General features: G+C 70.8%; 13 protein-coding genes. 7 read left to right on the forward strand and 6 right to left on the reverse strand.

The genetic code is table 11. The features are described from left to right. Window positions 1–31: 31 nt before the first annotated feature. Genes CU044_RS06865 through CU044_RS06875 form a run of 3 tightly spaced genes read right to left on the reverse strand, consistent with a single transcriptional unit; the run spans window position 32 to window position 4934 of the window. On the reverse strand, window positions 32–2263 hold the full coding sequence (locus tag CU044_RS06865) for an RICIN domain-containing protein (protein WP_129767543.1): 2232 nt from the start codon (window positions 2261–2263) through the stop codon (window positions 32–34). A 17-nt stretch (window positions 2264–2280) separates the two neighbouring features. Continuing rightward, complete coding sequence (locus tag CU044_RS06870; RefSeq protein WP_129767544.1) at window positions 2281–3678, reverse strand: chitinase; 1398 nt, start codon at window positions 3676–3678, stop codon at window positions 2281–2283. Beyond that, window positions 3675–4934, reverse strand: coding sequence for a family 16 glycosylhydrolase (locus CU044_RS06875; RefSeq protein ID WP_129767545.1), 1260 nt, complete (start codon window positions 4932–4934; stop codon window positions 3675–3677). The genes CU044_RS06870 and CU044_RS06875 overlap by 4 nt, the downstream gene beginning before the upstream one ends. A gap of 415 nt (window positions 4935–5349) precedes the next feature. Between CU044_RS06875 and CU044_RS06880 the strand changes: the two genes are divergently transcribed. Then, window positions 5350–6174 (forward strand): endonuclease, encoded by an 825-nt coding sequence (locus CU044_RS06880; RefSeq protein WP_129767546.1) that lies wholly within the window; start codon window positions 5350–5352, stop codon window positions 6172–6174. Between the two features lie 238 nt (window positions 6175–6412). Here the strand turns inward: CU044_RS06880 and CU044_RS06885 are convergent, their stop codons facing one another. Next, window positions 6413–7360, reverse strand: coding sequence for an NAD-dependent epimerase/dehydratase family protein (locus CU044_RS06885; RefSeq protein ID WP_129767547.1), 948 nt, complete (start codon window positions 7358–7360; stop codon window positions 6413–6415). A gap of 185 nt (window positions 7361–7545) precedes the next feature. On the opposite strand from CU044_RS06885, the gene CU044_RS06890 reads away from it, so the two are divergent. From CU044_RS06890 to CU044_RS06905, 4 genes are all read left to right on the forward strand, one after another. After that, the gene (locus CU044_RS06890) at window positions 7546–8262 is read left to right on the forward strand and encodes a TetR/AcrR family transcriptional regulator (protein WP_129767548.1); all 717 of its coding nucleotides are present in this window, start codon (window positions 7546–7548) and stop codon (window positions 8260–8262) included. Between the two features lie 134 nt (window positions 8263–8396). Beyond that, window positions 8397–8759 carry a DUF1304 domain-containing protein gene (locus CU044_RS06895; RefSeq protein ID WP_129767549.1) on the forward strand — a complete coding sequence of 121 codons (363 nt, stop codon included), beginning with the start codon at window positions 8397–8399 and terminating at the stop codon, window positions 8757–8759. Next, entirely contained in the window at window positions 8756–9349 is a 594-nt protein-coding gene (locus CU044_RS06900; protein WP_129767550.1) for a TetR/AcrR family transcriptional regulator, read from the forward strand. Before CU044_RS06895 ends, CU044_RS06900 begins: the two co-directional genes overlap by 4 nt. A 288-nt stretch (window positions 9350–9637) precedes the next feature. Further along, complete coding sequence (locus CU044_RS06905) at window positions 9638–11077, forward strand: SpoIIE family protein phosphatase (RefSeq protein WP_129767551.1); 1440 nt, start codon at window positions 9638–9640, stop codon at window positions 11075–11077. Window positions 11078–11173: 96 nt separating this feature from the next. On the opposite strand, the gene CU044_RS06910 is transcribed toward CU044_RS06905, so the two are convergent. Further along, the gene (locus tag CU044_RS06910) at window positions 11174–12667 is read right to left on the reverse strand and encodes a hypothetical protein (protein ID WP_129767552.1); all 1494 of its coding nucleotides are present in this window, start codon (window positions 12665–12667) and stop codon (window positions 11174–11176) included. Window positions 12668–12898: 231 nt separating this feature from the next. On the opposite strand from CU044_RS06910, the gene CU044_RS06915 reads away from it, so the two are divergent. Together CU044_RS06915 and CU044_RS06920 are read left to right on the forward strand one after the other, a co-directional pair. Then, window positions 12899–14029: an aminoglycoside phosphotransferase family protein gene (locus CU044_RS06915; protein WP_129767553.1), complete on the forward strand. Its 1131-nt coding sequence runs from the start codon at window positions 12899–12901 to the stop codon at window positions 14027–14029. A gap of 428 nt (window positions 14030–14457) precedes the next feature. Continuing rightward, window positions 14458–16368 (forward strand): peptidoglycan recognition family protein, encoded by a 1911-nt coding sequence (locus tag CU044_RS06920; protein ID WP_240045400.1) that lies wholly within the window; start codon window positions 14458–14460, stop codon window positions 16366–16368. 127 nt (window positions 16369–16495) lie between these two features. Here CU044_RS06920 and CU044_RS06925 read toward each other — a convergent pair whose 3' ends face one another. Beyond that, window positions 16496–17605 (reverse strand): chemotaxis protein, encoded by a 1110-nt coding sequence (locus CU044_RS06925; protein WP_129767555.1) that lies wholly within the window; start codon window positions 17603–17605, stop codon window positions 16496–16498. Window positions 17606–17721 lie beyond the last annotated feature (116 nt).

Here is a 17721-nt window from a genome sequence, read left to right on the forward strand (position 1 = left end):
TCCGCCCGCAGTCAGGACCCGGTCTTCCCGCTCAGGGGTAGCTGACGAGATTGGCCACGTTGGTGGCCGGGTTCGACGGGCCTCCCCTGTCGTTGATGACATGCCGGATGGTGCCCGTACCGCCCAGCGACACCGTCACCATGTTGCGGAAGCGGACATTGGCGTTGTTGGGCACTTCGAACGCGCGCTCCGCGGTCACGCTGCTGTTGACGTTGAAGAAGCAGTAGCTGCCGAGGCCGTACGCCTGATGGCTGGTCACCGAGTCGGCCACCTTGTAGGCGGCGTATCCCTGTGTCGCGCCGTTCATCCAGGCCGCCTGGTTGGGCGGGTCGTACGGCATCTCGTTCTGGTAGAAGTACGTTCTGCCGCCGTTGCCGTTCCAGATCGTCTGATGCTTCTGATAGTGCTCGACGAACAGGCCGTACATCGTGACGTCGGCGCCGTTCACGACCAGACCGGTGTCCGCCGTGTTGGTGTTCCAGCCGACCCCGCTGCCGTGATCCGCGCGCCAGATCCACATATGGTCGCCGATCACATTGCGGCTGTTGACGACCAGGCTGGTGGTCGCCTTGCCGACGCCCGCGCCGCCGATGCGGAAGAACACATCGTGCAGCGAGGTGGGGTTGGCGGCGTGGCTCGCGTTCGAGCCGTCGGCGCCGACCTCCATCAGCCGCTGGGAGTTGACCGTACCCGCGTCGATGAGCACACCCGCCACCTTGACGCCGTCCACATCGGCGACCGACACCGCGGTGATGCCGTTGTCCGGGATGAGGGTGGCGAGGCCGAGCCCGAGGACGACGGTGTCGGGACGGGTGATCCTCAGCGTCTGGTTGAGGTGGTAGACGCCGGGGGTGACGAGCAGGTCCTTGCCCGCCGCCAGCGCGGCGTTCATGTCCGCCGCCGTCGCGCCCGGCTTGGCGATGTAGAACTGGTCCAGCGGGAGCGACGTACCCGCGGGAGCACCGCCCGACCAGGTCGTGCCCTTCGAGTTGGCGCGCAGCGCGGGCACGAACACCTTGTAGGCGCCGGCCGGGTCGACGTACAGGAAGGGCTTCTCCCGCACCGTCGGCGTCTGGTCGACCGTGGTGTAGGGCGGGTTGGGGAAGCTGTTCGCGGGCGCGTTCTGGGCGCCGACGAACACCATGTTCCAGTTGGACCCCGTCCAGCTGCCCCACTCGGTGTTCCGGGACAGCCACTGCTGCTGCGACCCGGACCTGACCTGGCCGTCGACCTTCGAGTCGGCCATGAATCCGCCGCTGGCCCAGCCGCCGTCGTCCAGCGCGAGGTTGCCGCGGACATGCATCCGGCGGTACGGGGCGGCCTGCGAGACGGCCCAGCGGTCGGTGCCGGTGGTGGGGGTGACGGAGAGGTTCTCGGCGCTGCGCCAGAAGTTCTGGGTCGCGTTCTGCGGAGGGAACCAGTCGGCCTCGACATGGACGGCGCCACGGATATTGACGTCGTCCGGTGAGAGCCCGAGACCGGCCACCTGCGTGTAGAAGCCGACGTTCACATCGGCGTCGTAGGTGCCCGGCTTGAACAGGAAGGCCGCGCGCTGGGCGCCGAACTGATTGGTCTCCTGCTGCCGGAAGGTCGCGTTCACCCGGTTCTGGATCGAGGACGCCGACATCGACGGATCGAAGACGACGACGTTGGGACCGAGATCCGGGGTGCCGGGGGGCGCCGGCGGATCAGCGGCCTGGACCCGGAAGGACTGGGCGGCGGATCCGTTGCAGGTGTACTGCTGGAGCTGGACGCTGTCGGCGGTCGAGGCGCTCGGTACGTCGAGGCACTTCCCGCTGTTGCGGTTGACGAAGTGGTAGGCGCCGTCGGCCTCCTCCACCGGCTGCCACTGCTGGTTGTTGCCTCCGCTGTACGTCCAGAGCTGGATCGTGGCGGCGTCGGCGGCCGAGACGTCGGTGACGTCCCAGACCTGGCTGTCGGCGTTGCGGTTGCCCGCCCTGACGTAGCCGGCGCTGGTCGCCGTCAGCGACCAGTTCTGCGCGAGGCTGCCGTTGCAGGCGTACTGCTGCACCGCGGTGCCGTTGCCGGTCGCCGCGGCGCGGGCGTCCACGCACTTGCCGTTGCCCTTGTTGCTGATCGTGGCCCAGCCGGTGGGCAGGGCCGCCGCCGCGGTGGTGCCCGCGGCGGCCTCCTGCTGGGGCAGACCGATCAGGGAGGCGCACAGGCCCACCACGGTCAGCAGCAGGGTGAGCGGGTGGAGCCGGCGGCGGGACTGCCCGCCGCCGTCGAGGTGTTGGTTCATGGAGGCTCCTCGCCCGGTCAGCCGGCGTACTGGGCGAAGACGCGGGTGAAGTCCCACGCCTGCTGGCTCACGCCGGAGCAGGTGTCGGCTCCGCCGCCGGTGCAGGGCCGGTCACGGTTGACCGACCAGAAGGTCAGCCGGGCCAGATGGTGCTGCTGCGCGTAGGCGAGGATGGTGCGGAAGTCCGCGACGGTCACCGTCTCGTTGTTGTCGGTGATGCCGTTCATCGACGAGATGCCGATGCTGCGGTACGTCTGGTCGTCGCTGTACCCGTACGCGTTCTTGACCGCGTTCTTGAGGCCCTCGGCGGCGCGGGTGGTGAGCGTGCCCATGTTCTGTCCGGTTCCGCCGAAGTTGAACGGCATGATCGTCCAGCTGTCGACGGTGAGTCCGGCGGCGGCCGCGCGGTTGATCAGGCTGGTGTCAGGACCGTTCTGGCCGGTGCCGAAGGTGACATAGACCTTGATGCCGGGGTTGTTGGCCTTGATGGTCTTGAGCGCGTCCACGGTGCGCTGCTGGACGGTGGGGCTGTCGTACGCGGCGGCCTCGATGTCGATGTCGATCGCCTTGAGGCCGTACGCGTTGATGACCTTCTGGTAGGCCGCGGCCAGTTCACCCGCGCTGGAGCAGGAGCTCTCCAGCTTGTTGCCGCTCCAGCCGCCGAAGGACGGGATGACGTCGCCGCCCGCGCCGCGCACGGTGTTGATGGTCTGCTGGTCCACTCCGCCGGTCAGCGGCCGTCCGCCGTCCCACTGGGGGTTGCAGTAGCCGTTGCTGAGCACGAACGCCAGGGTGAACCACTTCACGCCGGTCGCGTTCATGACGGTGGTCGGGTTGGGCGGGCTGCCCCAGCCGTTGTAGATGTACGGTGCGACCGCCATGGGTCCGCTGGGCGCGGGGTTGCCGCCGCCGCCCGAGGGCGCGGTCCACTTCTGGTTGGCCGTTCCGGTGCAGGTCCAGATCTGCAGCCGGGTGCCGTTGGCGGAGCTGTTGCCCGTCACGTCCAGGCACTTGTCGGCCTGGGTGTTGACGATGTCGCGGGCCGCGGAGACGGACCACTTCTGATTGGCGGTTCCCGTGCAGGTCCACAGCTGGAGCTGCGCGCCGTTCGTGGTGCTGTTGTCCTTGACGTCCAGGCACTTGCCGAGGGCCCTGATCGAGCCGTCGGAGGCGACGTCCCACTGCTGGGCGGCCGAGCCGTTGCAGTCGTAGAGCTGTACGGCCGCGCCGTTGGCGGAGCTGCCGGACGCCACGTCCACGCACTTGCCGCCCAGGCCCGTGATCGTGCCGACGGCGGCGACCGCCGCGGTGGCGGGGGTGGGCGCGGTGACGAGCGACGCGCCGATCGCGAGGGGCAGCGCGGCCAGCAGGGCGAAGGATCTGAGGGGCTTGCGGAGGGTGCGTACCGTCGTCATCCGCGGTTCACCGTCCACTTCTGGTTCGCGGCGCCCGTGCAGGTCCAGATCTGCAGCCGGGTGCCGTTGGCGGAGCTGTTGCCGGCCACGTCGACGCATTTGTTGGCCTGGATGTTCACGATGTCGCGGGCGTCCGGGACGGCCCAGCGCTGATTGGGGCCTCCGGTGCAGTCCCACAGCTGGAGCTGCGCGCCGTCCGCCGTGCTGTTGTCCTTCACGTCCAGGCACTTGCCGAGCGCGCGGAGCGAGCCGTCGGAGGCGACGGTCCACTTCTGGGCGGCCGAGCCGTTGCAGTCGTAGAGCTGTACGGGCGTGCCGTTGGCGGAGCTGGCGGACGCCACGTCCATGCACTTGCCGCCGAGTCCGGTGATCGTGCCCCCGGTGCCGCCGGAGCCGCCGTCGATCGTGCTCACGCGCACGTAGTCGACGACGAGCTGGGACGGGAACGGCGTGCTGCCGTTGGGGTCACCGGGCCAGTAGCCGCCGACCGCGAGGTTCAGGATGATGAAGAAGGGCTTGTTGAACACCCAGGAACGGCCGCCGAGATCCGCCGGGGTGCGTGTCTGGTAGACGTTGCCGTCGACGCTCCAGGTGATGGCGTTGGGCGACCAGTCGATGGCGAAGGTGTGGAAGGCGTCGGCGAACGCCTGGCCGTTCGGCAGGGTGTAGCCGGCGCCGATGCCGCCCGAACCGGAGTAGCCGGGGCCGTGCAGGGTGCCATGGACCGTGCCGGGCTCGAAGCCGACGTTCTCCATGATGTCGATCTCACCGCTGTTGGGCCAGCCGACGTTGCCGATGTCGTTCCCGAGCATCCAGAACGCGGGCCACATGCCCTGGCCGCGCGGCACCTTCAGCCGGGCCTCGACCCGTCCGTAGGTCGAGGTGAACTTGCCGGACGTGTTGAGCCGGGCCGAGGTGTACTCGCACCGGCCGTACCAGCACTGGTAGTTGCCGGGGTTGTCCTTGCGCGCGGTGATGACCAGGTTGCCCTGGCCGTCGAGCGCGGCGTTGTTGTTGCCCGCCGTGTAGTACTGCCGTTCGTGGTTGTTGACGTTGTCGCCGGTCTCGATCTGCCACTTGCCGCCGTCGACGGCCGATCCCGCGGCGCCGTTGAAGTCGTCGGAGAACGTGACCGCCGCCGCCCCGACCCCGCCCGCCGACGGGTCGGGGGCGGGGGCCGCGGCGGCGGGGACCGCGGCCGCCAGGCTGGAACAGCAGAGAAGAGCGAGCGCGTAGAGCGCAATTCGGCGTCCCATGGGGATTCGCACAGGTCATCACATCACTTCGAGTGGGGGGTCATGCGCATGACATCGCACACGCCCGGGAGGAGCTTCGGGGAGAGCCGACTCGGACGCTTATTTCAATACTTGATTTAAGGGAGGGTGCGAGGGGTCGTCAAGAAGCTGGTATGGACCAAAGTTGACCAGATTCACGTCCAGCGCCCATGCATATGAACGCAGACCCGCCACAACCAGGCGGGATGACGCCGGGATGACACCGGACAGTGAAGCCAAAACTTGACCTGCACATGACCGACACCGGGCGTTCACACGAGGACACATGCCTTGTGGAAGGCTCCCGCTGAACCGTTACTTCACGACCACGCGCCGCACTGCCCCCCACCCTGTGGCCGTGCGCCGCGGTGGTCCCGCCGGAGAGGACAGCTCCCCCATGTCCCGTCGCCAACGTCCCACCCGACGCACGCTGTTGGCTCTCTGCGCCGCCACCGCGGTGCTCGCCACCACCGCGGCCGCCGCACCCGCCGTCGCCTCCCAGGAGAGCGCACCCGCCGCCGCGGCCACCGCCGCGCTCGACGACACGTACTACCAGGGCGCCATCGGCAAGACCGGTGCCGCGCTCAAGTCGTCGCTGCACTCGATCATCAAGAACCAGACGAAGATCACCTACGCCCAGGTCTGGACGGCGCTCCAGGCCACGGACCAGGACCCCAAGAACTCGTCGAACGTGATCGAGCTGTACACCGGCCGGTCCATCTCCAAGTCGAGCAACGGCGGCAACTCGGGCCAGTGGAACCGCGAGCACGTCTGGGCGAAGTCCCACGGCGACTTCGGCGAGGCGACCGGCCCCGGCACCGATGTCCACCATCTGCGCCCGGAGGACGTCGGCGTCAACTCCATCCGCGGAAACAAGGACTTCGACAACGGCGGCAGCGCGGTCTCCGGCGCCCCCGGCAACTACACGGACTCCGACTCCTTCGAGCCGCGCGACGCGGTGAAGGGCGATGTCGCCCGGATGATCCTGTACATGGCCGTACGGTACGAGGGCGACGACTCCTGGCCCGACCTCGAACCCAACGAGCGGGTCAACAACGGATCGAGCCCCGCGATAGGGAAGCTGTCCGTACTCAAGCAGTGGAACGACGAGGACCCGCCGGACGCCTTCGAGCAGCGCCGCAACCAGGTCATATACGACCAGGTCCAGCACAACCGCAACCCGTTCATCGACCACCCGGAATGGGTGGAGTCCATCTGGTGACCGTGCGGGCCGTCCGGTGATCACGGCGCGGCCTGCCCGCGCCTGATCGCCCGCGGTGCCAGACTGTGCCGCGTTAACTCCAAGCGCCCCCAGCGGGGAATGCTGGCCGAGCCCCCGGGACACGCTTCGCCCGGGGGCTTCGGCTTGCCGCGGCGCGCGCCCCGGTACATGGCCAGAGGTACGTGGCCAGGGACGCGGCCCGCCGTCCGGCCCGCGACCGGTGCCGTTACCAGTGCCGTTACCGGGCCGGCAGGCCGCGGTACCAGTCCAGCGTGGCGTCGATGGTCTCGGACAGCGGGGTGGGCCGGATCCCGAACATCCGCTCGAAGGCCGACGAGTCCATGATCTGCGCCTCGGTGTGCTGGTAGAACATCTCCTCGTACTCCCGCATGAAGACCTCGTCGAACGGCCCGACGGGGCGCGGCGCGTCGAGCACGGCGGTCTTGAGCGCGCCGCCCACCCGCCGCTCGATCATCACGTGGATCTCGCGGGTGGTGACGGCGGGCGCGGTGGGCAGATGCCAGACCCGCCCGTCGCCCTCCGGGCGCTCGCCGAGCGTGGCCAGTCCCGTCGCCACGTCACCGATGTTCGTATAGCTGTGCGGCAGGTCGATATCGCCCAGCGCGAGTACCTCACCCCCCGTCAGCGCGGCCGGGAAGGTGGCCCCGCCCAGCGACGAGTTGAGCACGCCGGGACCGACGAAGTCGGCCGACCGGGCGAGCACGACGCGGACCCGCCCCTCGCGGTGCGCGGCGAGATACTCCTCGTCGAGCCGCGCCCGCATCCGGCCCTTGCGTGACGTCGCCCGCCAGGGCGTGTCCTCGGTCATGACCTCGCCGTGCGTCTCGCCGTACGGATAGAGGGTGTCCAGCACCACCAGGCGCGCGCCGGTGGTCTCCGCCGCGCCCAGTACCGCCCGCTGGATCCTGGGCATCGCCTCCACCTGGAGGTGATAGGCGACGTTCACGCAGTGGTATACGACGGCGGCGCCCTCCACCGCGGCCAGGGCCCCTTCGGGAGTGGACACATCGGCCGCGAACCGCTCCACGCCTTCGAGGGGATCTCCCGCCCCAGCGCGGTCCACGAGCCGTACGGGATGGCCGCGGCGGGCGAGTTCGGCGGCGAGGGTGGTGCCGGCGGGGCCCGCCCCCAGCACAGTGTGGAGGTCGCGGTCAGCAGCGGACATGACGAGTCCCTTTCGTTCGGAGTCCGAGGGGTGATGTACGCCCCATCGAGCTACGGTCGATCACTTCTGTTATTGATCATAACTCTCGCGATGGTGAATCACAAGCTGCCCGTTTCCGCGCCCCGACCCGAGGGGCTACGGCCTGTAACCTTCACGAGACACCGTCACGCACACAGGAGGACGCCATGGCCGACGCGGCACAGACCCCCCGGGCGCGCTACCGCGAACAGACCCGCGCGGAGATCAAGTCGGCGGCGCTCCAGCAACTCGCCGAGGGCGGCGTGCAGGCCGTGGCGCTGACCCGGATCGCCAAGGAGATGGGACTCTCGGGGCCCGCGCTGTACCGGTACTTCGCCGGCCGCGACGATCTGCTCAGCGCGCTGATCCGGGACGCGTACGACGATGTGGCGCGGACGATGGAACGCGCGGCGGCCGGCGCGCCGCCCGGGAGCGCCCGCGCCACCCTGCATGTACTGGCCGGCACGTACCGCGACTGGGCCGTCGCCGAGCCGCACCGTTATCTGCTGATCCAGGGGACGCCGGTCCCCGGCTACGCGGCCCCGCCCGACACCCTGCTGCGCGCGCGGGCCGCGCTCGGCCCGTTCCTGAAGGTGTTCGCGGGCGCCGAACCCACCGAAGCGGTACGGCCGGTCGTCGCCGAGATGGACGCGTGGGCCGGGGACGACGGCACGGTGGGCGACTGGCTGACGGAGTACACCGGCACCGCCGCCCCGGCGGCGGGAGCGGGCGCGGCGCTCGCCGGGACCGTACTGGCCTGGTCCCAACTGCACGGCACGGTGAGCCTGGAGGTCTCCGGCCTGTACGGGGGGATGGGGCACCGGTCGAGCACCCTGCTGACGGCCCAGATGGACACGCTGGCCGACGCCTTCCGGCTGCCGTAGCCACCGGCGCACCGCCCGGGGGCCGCCACCGCCCCCGCCACCGCCCCCGCCCCCGCCCGAGGCACTTCCTGGACAGGTGTCTATGATTCATGGACACCTGTCCAGTAGTGCCCGATCCGCAGGAGACCCCGATCATGCAGACCGCCGCGAATGTCCTGGTCGGCCTGGTGGCCGCGTTCCACGTCTACGTGATGGTGCTGGAGATGTTCCTGTGGGAGCGGAGGCCCGGCCGTGAACTGTCGGGATTCGACGCCGACATGGCCCGCGCGACCGCGCCCCTCGCCGCCAACCAGGGTCTCTACAACGGTTTCCTGGCCGCGGGGCTGATATGGGGGCTGATCGCCGCGGACCCGACGGGGTACCGCGTCCAGCTCTTCTTCCTGATCTGCGTGGTCGTGGCCGGTGTGTACGGCGGGGCCACCGCGAACAGGCGCATCCTGTTCGTGCAGGCACTGCCGGGCGCGGTCACCCTGGCCGCGGTGCTGGCGGCGGGGTGACCGGCGCACCTGCGGGACCGCCCGCGAGCGGGCCGGCGGGCGATCCCCGTACGGCCAGGACCCGGGCAAGGCTCCGGCAGGCCCTGCTCGACGCCTGCGCGGAGCACCCGTTCGAGGAGGTCGGCGTCGCCGCCCTGGTGCGCCGCGCCGGGATGGGCAGGGCCACGTTCTATCTGCACTACCCCGACCTTCAGGCGCTGGCGGTCGACGCCTGCGCGGAGGTGGTCCGGGACGCCGTGGACGCCCTGCACGCCTGGCGCGGCACGCCCGATCCGCGTGTCCCACCGCCCGCGCTGACCTCGTTCTTCACCGGCCTCACTCCGCATGCCGCGCTCTACCGGACGCTGCTGCGCCCCGGTGGCAGCGGCCCGCTCGGCGAACTGCTCCACCGTGAACTGCGGGAACGCAGCCGCGTAGAGCGGACCCTGGCCGGGGCGCCCGCCCCCGAGCTGATCGCGTCGGCGGTGGCCGCCGCCTTCGCCGGGGTGCTGGCGGACTGGCTGCACGGGCTGATCGAGGACACGCCGGAGGGCATCGCGACGCGCGTCTGGCGGCTGCTGGTGGCGCTGCACCGCACGCCGGTCGTCTGAGCGCCGCCGGAGCGGTACGGCGCGAGGCAGGTCCGGCCGACGGTGCGCGATTCCGCGGGTGCGCGTAAGCGACGGTGCGCGAGAAGGGCGAGGGCGAGAACGACGGCGCGCGAGAACGGCGAGGGCTGGAACGACGGTGCATGCATGCGAGACGTACAGCCTGCGGCATATGCCAAAGGAATGATCGGCCCGAGTGTTGCCAAACGCCTTACGTGCCCGGGGCGCCTGTGCGACAGTCGTCATGGTCCCCCCACCGACAGGCCGCGCCACCCCGTATCGGAGTACGAGATGCCGTCCCCTCTGTTCGCGGACCGCCCCGCCCCGCAAGCCGCCGAGCCGGGGACGGTGGACGCGCTCATCACCCGGACCCGCCGGCTGCGCGGTGACGTGGACGCCGTACGCCGGGACACCGAGGTCGACGACAGCAACACGCTCTGGCGTTGGAAGCGGGCGCTCTGCGATCTGGCGATATGTCAACTGGACCAGCTGGGCTCCCACTTGGACCAGCTCAAGGCGGGCAGGCCGGACGCGGGAGGCGCGTCCGACCGTCCGGCACGGGACGCTTCCCCGAACCGGGACCCCGCTCAGGACGGCCCCGGACCACGGCTCGGCCGGGTGGGCAGCGGGGAGTGGAACCTCCTGACCGACGAGGTCAGTTGGTCGGAGGAACTGTTCCGGATCCTCGGACGCGATCCGGAGAGCGGGCCGCTGACACTCGACGAACTCCCGTCCCTGGTGCTCCCAGAAGACCAGGCGCTGCTCACCGTGATGGTGACGGACTGTCTGATCGACGGGAAGCCCATCGACGGCGAGTTCAGGATCTTCGGGGCCGACAGTGAGGTCCGTACCCTGCACATGATGGGCGAGCCCGTCCTCGACACCGACGGCTGCACCGCCTCCATGTGGGCGGTGGTGCGCGACATCAGCGTGCTGCGCGACGGCGAGCGGTCCTTACGCGACTCCCGTGACTCCCTCCGGCGCGAGCACCATCTCGCGCAGACCGAACACCGGCTGGTGGCCGAGCTGCACGACGCGGTGCTTCCCCCCTGGCACGGCTCCTCGTATCCGCCGAGGAGCGGGCCCGACGCGCTGGACCTGGCCGCCCGCAGGCTCCCCGCCACGGCGCACCCGGCGACCGGTGGTCACTGGTTCGACGCCCTCGAACTTCCCTCCGGGGAATCGCTGTTGACGATCGGCGAGCTGACCGGGCATGGGGTGGCCGGGGCATCCTCGATGGCCATGCTGCTGGGAGCGCTGCGCGGAATGGCCGTGGCGGGTATCGCGCCCGGAGCCCTGCTCGGCCATCTCAACCAGCTGCTGGAGTCCTCGCAACAGCCGGCGCTGGGCAGCGCGCTCTGCTCCCGCTACGCCCCGGAGACCCGGACCTTCTCCTGGGCGCAGGCGGGCCACCCCGCCCCGCTGCTGTTCCGCGACGGGACGGGGCGCGCGCTCACGCCGCCGGACGGCGTACTGCTCGGGGCGACCTCGGGGGCCGCGTACGAGCAGGCCGAAGTCCAGCTCCTGCCCGGGGATCTCCTGGTGCTGCACACCGACGGCGACGGGCCGACGCGCGAGCGCCTGATCGGACTGGCGCCCCGGGTGGCCGGGACCCGCTCCGCGCGGGAGTGTGCTCAGTTGATCGCCGAGGAGTGCGACAGCGCCGAACGCGCGGACGCCGCCTGTCTGATGGTCGTCAGGATCCCCGGACGACAGGGAGCTCCCGGCTGACGGAGGATCCCCGGGCGACCCCGAAGCACGGCTCCCCGAAGAGGGGCTCCCGGAAGCACAACTCCCGGAAGAGCGGCTCCGGACAGCGGAGGGGCGCTAGACATCCGCCTGCCCCGTCCGCTTCACCGGCCCCCTCGGCATGGCCAGCTTCAGCTCCTCGCGCAGATCGTCGATCTTCTCGTACCCCGCGTACTGGCCGGTGAGCCGGTACATCTCCCGCAGCCGGTCCCAGGTGCGGTGCGAGGAGGTCTCCCCCATCGACACCAGCGCCAGCCGCGCGTAGCGGTCGGCCTGTTCGGGATCGTCGGCGATGAAGCAGGCGGACGCCAGCGAGATGTAGTCGAAGATCTTGGAGCGCTGCCGGTCGTTGCCGCGCAGTTCCAGCGCGCGCTTGGCGTGCTGCTGCGCGGTGATCGCCGCCGCGGGCTCGTGGTCGGCGAGGGTACGGAAGGCGAGGGCCTCCATGCCGTGCAGATCGGCCTCGTCGAACATCTGCATCCAGCAGGGCGAGGGGACGTCCTGCTTGTCCGCGACGAAGAGTTCCTCCGCCTCGCCCAGGGTGCGGCGCATGGCCTTGCCGCGGCCCATGGACGCGTGTGCCCATGCCTCGATGGTGCGCAGCATGGCGCGGGTGCGGGGCAGAGCCTCCTCGCCCGAACCCGAATCCGCGAGCTTCATCAGATCGAGTGCCTCGTCGGGCCTGCCGAGGTGGACCATCTGACGAGCGGCCCTGGACAGGGCCTCGCCCGCGCGGGGCCGGTCGCCGCCCTCGCGCGCCGCGTGAGTGGCGATGACGAAGTACTTCTGGGCCGTGGGTTCGAGACCGATGTCGTGGGACATCCAGCCGGCGAGTACGGCGAGGTTGGCGGCGACGCCCCAGAGGCGCCGCTGGAGATGGTCGGGGTGGCGGTAGGCGAGCATGCCGCCCACTTCATTGAGCTGGCCCACCACGGCCTTGCGCTGGAGCCCGCCGCCCCGGGCGGCGTCCCAGGCGCGGAACACCTCGACGGAGCGCTCCAGGGCCTCGATCTCCTGCGACCCGATGGGGGCGGCCTCGTAACGGTCGAACCCGGCGGGTTCCGCGTGCAGGGGATCGTCGATCCGGGGGGCGTCGGACGAGAGTGCGGGGTCGGAGTGCAGCCAGTCATGCATGGCGCTGGTGAGTGCTGAGCCTGCGGTGAGCGCGGCACCCGCGCCCACCAAGCCGCGACGGTTGAGCATGAGGTCCATTCCCGTGAATTCGGTGAGGACCGCAGCCGTCCGGTCGGGCGCCCAGGGGAGGGCGTCGGGGTTGTCCGCGTTCCCGGCGTCCCGGCGTTTCCCCGCGCGCCCGCTCCGTACGAACCCGAGGTCCTCGATGGTCACGACACGACCGAGCCGCTCGGTGAACAGGGCTACCAGCACTCTCGGCACGGGATCGCGCGGGGTCTCCCCCATGTCGATCCAACGCCTCACCCGCGAGGTGTCGGTGGCCAGCTGGGGGTGGCCCATGGCCGCCGCCTGCCGGTTCACCAGCCGTGCGAGTTCGCCCTTGGACCAGCCGGCCAGGCCGAACAGATCCGACAGACGGGTGTTGGGTTCTCCGCTCACGTCAAGCCCCCAGGTTCTCAGCTGAGTTGACAGTAACCGCCTGTCAGAGGCGTGGCGACTATTCGCCACGGTTCGCCAGGCTTCGCCAGCTCGTGTGCCAGGGGGTCGACGGTGTCAGGTAGGAACGCGCCATCCCGGCCCGGCAGCCGGACGTACTCCCCAGGGTGCCCCATGGCTGCCGGGCGGGAGGCGCGAGTAATTCGTCGGCACACGAAGGGATCTGTATCGCCCATGTACACAGCATCGTCCTCCGTGTCCGCTCCGCCCCGGTCGCAGCGTACGGTCGCCCCCGGCGGCGGGCCGTATCTCGACCCCACGCATGCGGGGCGGCCGCGGCTCAGGGCGGGGACGGTCACCCAACCGCTCAGCGGGAGAATCGACTTGTCCGGCCCCCAGGGCGCGCAGCTGCGCATGGCGATCACGGCGGTGCACCGGGTCTGTCCGGAGTTCAACCCGGTGCAGGTACTGCGGCGCAGCGGGCGCTCCGTTCTGCTCGTCGGAACCACGGGGCGCGCCAACGCGGTCGCCAAGTGCCTGCTGGACCACTCCCCCGTCTGGACCGAACGGTTCAGGCACGAAATAGCTGCTTATCGCTCCTTCGTCCGGCACCGGCCGCCGGTACGGGTCCCCCGGCTGATCGCCGCGGACCCGGAGAACTGCGCGCTGGTGATCGAGCGGATGCCGGGGCGGGCCGCCGCGCTGACCCGCCATCCGGTGGAGGCACCGCCGCGCGCCGATCTGCGGGCCGCGCTCGGCGCGATCGCCAGGCTGAACACCTGGCGGCCCCCGGCCGGTCTGTTCGACAAGCCGCTCGACTACGCGTCGCGGATCGCCCGCTACCACGAGCTGGGGCTGTTCACCGACCGGGACCTGGGCGATCTGCAGAAGCTGCTGCACGGTCTGGCCGGCGCCAGACAGGGCATGGAGTTCTGTCACGGCGACGCCCTGCTCTCCAACGTCCTGCTGTCCCCGGCGGGTCCCGTGCTCGTCGACTGGGAGCACGCGGGCTGGTATCTGCCGGGCTACGACCTGGCGACGCTCTGGGCGGTGCTCGGGGACGCCCCGCTGGCGCGCCGCCGGATCAGTCAGCTCGCACAGGCCGGCGGACCGGTGGCGCGGGACGCGTTCCTGGTCAATCTGATGCTCGTGCTGACCCGGGAGATCCGGATGTACGAGACGGCGGTGCAGCGCGCGCTGCGTGAGACACCGTCATCCGGTGGCGGCCCGTCCGCCCACCCGTCGCCGTCCGTGCAGCAGAGCGGTCTGACGCCGGCCGAGGAGCAGCGGCTGCTGCTGCGGCGGTTGCACGACGACTGCGCGATGGCACGGCGGGCCGTGCGCGCGGCGGTGGGGACCCGCTGATCCGGCCGGCCCGGCCGTACCGAGCGAGAACGAACAGTGCCGCACGCCCCGCGCGGATCACGGGGCGCGCGGCGCGTCCGGCGTGTCCCCGGGCCGGCCCCGGTCCCGCGCGAATCCCGGGCGGTATCCGGCCTCCCCCGGCGGCTTCCGGCCGCTCCTCGTGGCGCATGTCTGATCATTGGTCCATTCCACTGACGCGCCGCAGGCCCGGACCCCACCGCCGCGAAACTCCGTGACACCCACGCTGACGTGCGAAATCCCCTCCATGCCTGATGATTGACGGATTCTCCGGAAGCCGATACCCCTGTAGTCCAGTCGGCCCGGCAGGCCCCTTCGCGCATCACCCGTCACTGGAGGCTGCATTGCAAGGTTCCGTCCCCCCACGACCGAGATTCCCGCGTGGTCGCGCGCTGCGAGCGGGGGGTGTCGTGGCGTCCGCCGCGCTGCTGCTGCCCCTGGTCTCCGCCACTCCGTCCGTCACCGCGGAACAGCCGGGATCCGGCGCGTTGCAGCGTGAGTTCGCCGCCGCGGCCGCGCGGTACCAGGTGCCGCAGAGCGTGCTGCTCGGTGTCTCGTATCTCCAGTCCCGCTGGGACACGCACAGCGGCGCCCCGAGCGTCACCGGCGGCTACGGCCCGATGCATCTGACCGACGCCAGGACCGCGCTCGCCGACGCGCCGCACCACTCGGAGGGTACGGAGGACCCGCGCGGGGACACCTCGCGCGCGGCGAAGACCGTCACCGGGGCCGCGCTGCCCAGGACCTCCGAACTGCCCGCCCGGCTGCGCACCCTGGACCGTGCCGCCGAGCTGACCGGGCTGCCCGCCAAGGAGCTGCGGCGCAGCCCCGCGGCCAATGTCCGGGGTGGCGCGGCACTGCTGGCCGCGGCCCAGCGGGAGCTGGGACAGCCGCTGAGCGGCGATCCGGCCGACTGGTACGGCGCGGTGGCCCGGTTCTCCGGGGCGGACGACTCCGCGACGGCCGCGACCTACGCCGATGACGTGTACGACGTGATCAGGAACGGCGAGCACCGTACGACGGACAGCGGCCAGCGGGTGGCGCTGCGCGCGGCCCCCCGGATCTCCCCCGACACCGCGCAGACCGCGCGGCTCGGTCTGCGGAAGGCCGACGCCGGACGGGCCGAGTGTCCCGGTACGGTCGCCTGCGAGTGGATCCCGGCGCCGTACGCGGAGTTCGGCGAGGGCGACTACGGGAACCACGACAAGGCGGACCGGCCGAAGTCCCAGTCGGTCGACTACATCGTCATTCATGACACCGAGGGCTCCTGGGACACCACGATCAAGCTGATCCAGGACCCGAAGTATGTGTCGTGGAACTACACGTTGCGCTCGTCCGACGGGCATGTCGCCCAGCATGTGGCGACCAAGGATGTCGCCTGGCACGCCGGCAACTGGTACATCAACTCCAAGTCGGTGGGTCTGGAACACGAGGGCTTCCTCACCGCGCCGGACGCCTGGTACACGGAGGCGATGTACCGCACCTCGGCGCGGCTGGTCGGGTACCTGGCGAAGAAGTACGACATCCCGCTGGACCGCCGGCACATCCTGGGCCATGACAATGTGCCCGGCACGACCACCTCGACGATCCCCGGAATGCACACCGACCCCGGCCCGTACTGGGACTGGGCGCACTACTTCCAGCTGCTCGGGAAGCCGTTCAAGGCGACCGCGGGGCCGGCGGCGTCCGTGGTCACGATCCGTCCGGACTACGCGGCCAACCAGCCGTCCTACACCGGCTGCGAGAAGGCGGGCCAGGCCTGCGCCCCGCACGGCTCGGGCGCCGTACGGCTGCACACCGCCCCGGCCGCGGACGCGCCGCTCGTGAAGGACATCGGGCTGCGGCCCGGCGGCGAGGACTCCACGACCGACGTCAACGACCTGGGTGCCCGCGCCTCGACCGGCCAGCAGTTCGCGGTCGCCGGGCGCGAGGGCGACTGGACGGCGATCTGGTACCTCGGCCAGAAGGCGTGGTTCCACAACCCGCGTACGAAGCCGACCGCCGTGGGCGCCAAGGAGCGGGTGCTGACGCCGAAGGCCGGGCTGGCGGAGATCCCGGTGTACGGACGGGCCTATCCGGAGGCCGGGGCCTACCCGGAGGGGGTTCCGGTCCAGACGGTCTCGGCGTTCCCCTACAAGCTGCTCGCCGGCCAGCGCTATGTGGTGGGCGTCCAGGCACCGAGTGAGTACTTCTTCGCGCCGACCTTCGACACCGCCGGACACCGGGTGGTGCGGGGCGAGGACACGTACTACGAGATCCAGTTCGGGCACCGGGTCGCCTATGTGAAGGCGGCCGATGTGGAGGTGCGGCCGGCACGCTGATACCGAACCGGCAGGGGGATGCCGGGCGTCGCCGGCCGCGGGGGAGCCGGTGACGCCCGGCCTCTGTCTGTCCAGGTACGTCGTCTGTCCGGGTGCGTACGGCGGTGCGGTGGCGCGGAGCCGTGAGTCAGTAGCGCAGGACGGCGGCGATCCGGTCGTGGACGGCGAGCGTGTCGTCCGGGAGGAAGACCACCTCGGCGCCGCCGTCCAGGGCTGTTTCGACGAGTTCGTCGACGATGTCCTCGCGTACGTCGGGGCCCGCGGCGGACTCGTCGTCGACCGGGATCAGATGCCCGTCGCTGACGCGGACCGTACGGCGGTAGTGCTCTTCGATCGCGACCAGATCGGCCCGCTTCTCGCGTACGGACTCCCAGACCTCGTCGAGTCCGGCGGCGAAGGTGCGCCGGCCCTTGGCGTCGTCCAGCCGGGTCAGTACCTCGGCCTTCTCGCGGCGCGCGTACTCCTCCGCCACGGGCCGGAGTTCCTTCAGCAGGACGGGGGCCGGGCCGTCCGTCAGACCGCCCTTGACCAGCCGTCCGACGGCCGTACGGGTGGCGTTGCCCGTCTCGTCCAGCAGGGCGAGCGCGGGGGCGAGGCCGACCAGATGAAGCGGCCGGGGGCGGCGCGCCAGCACCGCGCCCATGGTCTCGTCGACGGACCGCAGGAAACGGCGGGTCTCCTCGTCGGTGAAGGTGCTGGGGGTGTCACCGATCCGTTCCTCGCGTTCGACGTCCCAGGTGTCCTCGGGAGGCGTCAGGGGGAATCCGTCCTCGCGGTGCTCGCGCAGCGACTCACCGGACCCGCTCCAGAGCGTCGCGCGGTCGGCGGCGATCGCCAGCACCCAGAACGGCCGTGACTGCGCGGTGGCCGCCACGAGGTTCCGGGTCAGATAGGTGTCGGAGAGGACGACGCGCTCGGGGACCTCGCGCGGCAGGTACCAGACCCGGAACTCCCCGGCGTCGGCGAGCAGCAGCAGCCCGTCGAGCAGATGGCGCAGATCGACCTCGGCGACGGCCTTGTCGAGCCGGCCCATGACGGCGGCACGGGTCCGCTTGTCCAGACCGGGTTCGGCCTCCAGCCGGCGTCCCGCCTCGGCCAGCAGATTGCGCAGCCGTACCGCGTCCTGCTCGTGGTGGGGTTCGCGGCGGTGCGTGGGCATCGTCAGGGACACGGCCGGATAGGTGCGTGTTGCACGCAGTTCCCGCAGGACGTCGGGGTTCAGACCATTGCTGTCCATGCTGTCCCTTCGCTCGATGAAGGTCCGGCGGCGGGCGGACAGGCGCGTGCCGGCCCCCACTCGTGCATCCATCTTGCGCGATTCCGGCCGGTTCCGCAGGAGGGGCGGTCCGCTCG

This window comes from Streptomyces sp. L-9-10 (genome assembly GCF_004151105.1).
In the GTDB taxonomy this organism is placed as follows: Bacteria; Actinomycetota; Actinomycetes; order Streptomycetales; family Streptomycetaceae; genus Streptomyces.

Bases quoted from the DNA above. Each gene is read 5' to 3' on its own strand.
- CU044_RS06865 (WP_129767543.1), bottom strand. From the start codon at position 2,263: ATGAACCAACACCTCGACGGCGGCGGGCAGTCCCGCCGCCGGCTCCAC.
- CU044_RS06870 (WP_129767544.1), bottom strand. From the start codon at position 3,678: ATGACGACGGTACGCACCCTCCGCAAGCCCCTCAGATCCTTCGCCCTG.
- CU044_RS06875 (WP_129767545.1), bottom strand. From the start codon at position 4,934: ATGGGACGCCGAATTGCGCTCTACGCGCTCGCTCTTCTCTGCTGTTCC.
- CU044_RS06880 (WP_129767546.1), top strand. From the start codon at position 5,350: ATGTCCCGTCGCCAACGTCCCACCCGACGCACGCTGTTGGCTCTCTGC.
- CU044_RS06885 (WP_129767547.1), bottom strand. From the start codon at position 7,360: ATGTCCGCTGCTGACCGCGACCTCCACACTGTGCTGGGGGCGGGCCCC.
- CU044_RS06890 (WP_129767548.1), top strand. From the start codon at position 7,546: ATGGCCGACGCGGCACAGACCCCCCGGGCGCGCTACCGCGAACAGACC.
- CU044_RS06895 (WP_129767549.1), top strand. From the start codon at position 8,397: ATGCAGACCGCCGCGAATGTCCTGGTCGGCCTGGTGGCCGCGTTCCAC.
- CU044_RS06905 (WP_129767551.1), top strand. From the start codon at position 9,638: ATGCCGTCCCCTCTGTTCGCGGACCGCCCCGCCCCGCAAGCCGCCGAG.
- CU044_RS06915 (WP_129767553.1), top strand. From the start codon at position 12,899: ATGTACACAGCATCGTCCTCCGTGTCCGCTCCGCCCCGGTCGCAGCGT.
- CU044_RS06925 (WP_129767555.1), bottom strand. From the start codon at position 17,605: ATGGACAGCAATGGTCTGAACCCCGACGTCCTGCGGGAACTGCGTGCA.